The 3,778-nt window shown below is 64.7% G+C and carries 3 protein-coding genes and 2 tRNA genes; all 5 read left to right on the top strand.

Going from position 1 to position 3,778, the window contains the following annotated elements:
- A partial coding sequence (locus tag AC3AYF_RS07780; protein WP_487779588.1) for an AsmA family protein occupies positions 1 to 1,951 on the top strand: 1,951 nt, incomplete at its 5' end.
- 136 nt (positions 1,952 to 2,087) lie between these two features.
- Positions 2,088 to 3,170 (top strand): A/G-specific adenine glycosylase, encoded by a 1,083-nt coding sequence (gene mutY / locus AC3AYF_RS07785; protein WP_295036917.1) that lies wholly within the window; start codon positions 2,088 to 2,090, stop codon positions 3,168 to 3,170.
- A 12-nt stretch (positions 3,171 to 3,182) separates the two neighbouring features.
- Positions 3,183 to 3,455 carry an oxidative damage protection protein gene (locus tag AC3AYF_RS07790; RefSeq protein WP_110598155.1) on the top strand — a complete coding sequence of 91 codons (273 nt, stop codon included), beginning with the start codon at positions 3,183 to 3,185 and terminating at the stop codon, positions 3,453 to 3,455.
- Positions 3,456 to 3,546: 91 nt separating this feature from the next.
- Positions 3,547 to 3,622, top strand: a tRNA-Phe gene (locus tag AC3AYF_RS07795).
- Positions 3,623 to 3,629: 7 nt separating this feature from the next.
- Positions 3,630 to 3,704, top strand: a tRNA-Gln gene (locus AC3AYF_RS07800).
- Positions 3,705 to 3,778 lie beyond the last annotated feature (74 nt).

Consider the following 3,778-nt stretch of genomic DNA (forward strand, 5'->3'; position numbering starts at 1 on the left):
GGGGACGCCGGCCCGGCCCGAGAAGAAGGGCCCCGGCCTGAAGCCGGGCGAGGATCAGGCCGTGGCGTTCGATATCGCCAGCGTCAAGGTGGCCAACAGCCAGGTGAACTACGTCGACCGGCAGAAATCGCTGGATGTCACGCTGGCCAACCTCAGCCTGCAGAGCAGCAACGTCAGCCCGCAGTCGTCGTTCCCGGTCCAGCTGTCGTTCGACGTCGACGGGCGCCAGCCGGACATCGACGGCAACCTCCAGTTCAAGAGCCAGATGCGCATGGATCTCGGCGCCGGACGCTACACCTTCGGGAACGTGACGCTCAACGGCAAGGCGCAGTTGCCGGCGCTGGCCGAGCAGGCGCAGGCGCTCAACCTGAAGGTTGCCACGCTGGTCGCGGACACCCAGGCCAAGCAGTATCGGGCCGATGGAATCGAATTGGGCGCTTCGCTCTACCACACGGCCATGCAGGAAACGCCGCTGTCGCTGGATCTGCGCGCCAATGCCGTGGCCGACCAGGAGGCCCGCACCGCCACGCTCGGCGATGTCGTCCTGAGCGGCGACGATGGGCTGAACCTGAAAGGCAACCTGGACGTCACGCAACTGGACGACGCGCCTCGATACCGGGGGCGGCTGGAACTCGCGCCGCTATCGGTTCGGGACTGGCTGACGCGCTTCGGCATCGACGTGAACAGCGCCGACGACAAGGCGCTCACCGCGCTCTCGTTGAGCGGGCCCTTCACCGGCAGCGCCCAGCGTATCGACTTCGACGACTTGCAGCTGACGCTGGACGACCCCACGTTTAAGGGCTCGCTGGGGGGCGCCTTCGACGGCAGGGAGCTGGACTTCGATCTGGCGGGTGATCAGCTCGACCTGGATCGCTACCTGGCCCCCCGGACCCAGAGCGCGGATGGGACCCAGAGCGCGGATGGGACCGAGAGCGGTGATGGCAAGGAGACGGCCTGGCTGTCGGCGCTCGGTGTCCAGCCGGCGTTGGCCGCGGCCGAAGGTGCCGAACTGCTGCCGGTCGATTGGCTGGCGGAGCTCAAGCAGGAAGGGCACTTGACGCTCGATTCGCTCAAGGCCAAGGGCATTCGGATGGGGGATGTCGAGTTGACCACCAGCGGCAGTGGCGGTCGCCAGCGTATCGACTCGCTCGATGCCTCGCTCTACGGCGGCTCGCTGAAGGCCTCGAGCGCGCTCGATCTTCGCCAACCGCCGCTGAAGCTGTCCTTCACCGAGCGCATGAATGGCGTCGACATCGCGCCGCTCTACCAGGACTTCAGCGGCAAGGACTCTCCGCTGCGCGGCAAGCTCAATCTACAGGGGGATTTCGATTCGCGTACCAATACCGCCGAAGGACTCAAGCAGAATCTCGATGGCCAGGCGGCGCTGCGGATCGACGACGGCGCCATGCTCGACGTCAACGTGTCACGTCAGCTGTGCAGCGCGGTAGCGACCCTGGAAGGGCGCGAGTCGACCCGTGAATGGAGCGAGGACACCGCCTTCGATCGGCTGCAGGCCAGCGTGAAGGTCGACAATGGTGTGGCCCACAACGACGATCTGGATATCGCCATTCCCGGCATCGCGGTGACCGGCAAGGGTGATGTCAACCTGGTGACCAACCGGTTCGACTACCGTGCGGCGGCACGCTTTACCGACACCGCCGACAAGGCTGCCTGCGGCGTCAATCCACGCCTGGCCAAGATCGACTTCCCGATTCGCTGTCAGGGCAGCCTGAGCGACGCACCCGGGCAGTGGTGTGGATTCGATCGCGAAGCGTTTCAGGAGTCGCTGGCGAATCTCGCCACGGACGAGGCCAAACGCAAGGCTGGCGAGCGTATCGACGAAGAGCTGAACAAGCAGCTGGATGAAGAGACGCGTCAGAAGATCGACGACAAACTGGGGGAAGGCGCATCCGAGAAACTCGGCAACAAGCTCCGCGATCTGTTCAAGTGAGCCGGGCCGGCAGCCGGTTCCCCGCGCCGACACGATGTCGGCGCCCTCTTGCCAAGCCGGCCAACGGCGCTCTGATTTTCCGGATCGATTCACCATCGATGTCCAACTCGATTCCACCACTCTGGAGAGGTGCGGTTTGGCGGAAATAGCCCTATCGGCCGAGGCCTTTCGCGAGCGAGTGTTCGGCTGGTTCGACGCGCACGGCCGCAAGTCGCTGCCGTGGCAGCACGACAAGACGCCCTACCGGGTCTGGGTGTCGGAGATCATGCTGCAGCAGACCCAGGTCACCACCGTCATCCCCTACTTCGAACGCTTCATGGCGCGCTTCCCCGATGTCCGGACGCTGGCGGAGGCGCCCCAGGACGACGTGCTGCACCTGTGGACCGGGCTTGGCTACTACGCCCGCGCCCGCAACCTGCACAAGGCGGCCCAAGTCGTCGTCGACGAACACGATGGCGAGTTCCCGACCCATGACCTCGAGGCGATGACGGCGCTGCCGGGGATCGGTCGTTCCACGGCCGGCGCCATCGTCAGCATCAGCACCGGCCAGCGTGCCGCGATCCTCGATGGCAACGTCAAGCGCGTGCTGGCCCGCCTGCACGCGGTGGAGGGCTGGCCGGGCAGGAGCGACGTGCTGGCGAGGCTGTGGGAGCTGGCGGAGCGCTATACGCCGGAACGCCGGCTGCCGGAATACACCCAGGCGATGATGGATCTCGGCGCCATGATCTGCACGCGCGGCAAGCCGAGCTGCCTGCTGTGTCCATTCGAGGATGTCTGCGTGGCCCACGAACAGGGCGATGAGCGCCGCTATCCCGGCTCCAAGCCCAAACGCGAGTTGCCGACGCGGCAGACGCAGATGTTACTGTTGCAGGACGACACGGGACGGGTGCTGCTCGAGCAACGTCCGCCCAGCGGCCTGTGGGGCGGCCTGTGGGGCTTTCCCCAGTTCGATGGCGACAGTGAGCTGCATGACTGGCTGGAGCGGCGCTATCGAGGCTCTCACCTCGGCACTGCCTGGCAGCCGTTCATACACACGTTCACCCACTTTCGCCTGGAGATCACGCCGAGACCGGCTCGACTACCGGATCGCCGGGCCGCCACCGTGGCCGAATCGAACCAGCAGTGGGTCGATCCCGCCGCACCGGCGAATGTCGGGTTGGCGGCGCCGGTCAAGACCCTGCTGGCCACGTTGGCCCAGGCGCATGCACTTATCGACTGAGAGGAGGCTTACATGGCGCAGACGGTATTCTGCCGCAAGTACCAACAAGAGCTCGAAGCGCTGGCGTTCCCGCCGCTGCCCGGTGCCAAGGGCCAGGAGATTCAGCAGACGGTCTCCAGGCGCGCCTGGGAGGAGTGGCAGGCGCTGCAGACGCGGCTGATCAACGAGAAGCATCTCAATATGCTGGACCCGCAGGCGCGGGAGTACCTGACGACGCAGATGAATCGGTTCTTCGACAATCAGGAGACCGATCACGCCGAGGGCTACGTACCGCCAGGCCAGTGATTTCCGGCAGGGTGAAGGGAACTCATCTTTTTGAAATAAAAAGGCTTGACCCCCAAACGGCATGCTGGTTAAATGCGTCCCCGTTGGCGAGGGCCAGATAGCTCAGTTGGTAGAGCAGGGGATTGAAAATCCCCGTGTCGGCGGTTCGATTCCGTCTCTGGCCACCATCAATGCTGGGGTATCGCCAAGTGGTAAGGCACCGGTTTTTGGTATCGGCATGCGCAGGTTCGAATCCTGCTACCCCAGCCATCGCTGACGTCTCTATGCTCGCCGACATAGCTCAGTTGGTAGAGCAACTGACTTGTAATCAGTAGGTCCCGGGT

The sequence above is a fragment of the Salinicola sp. genome (genome assembly GCF_982684285.1).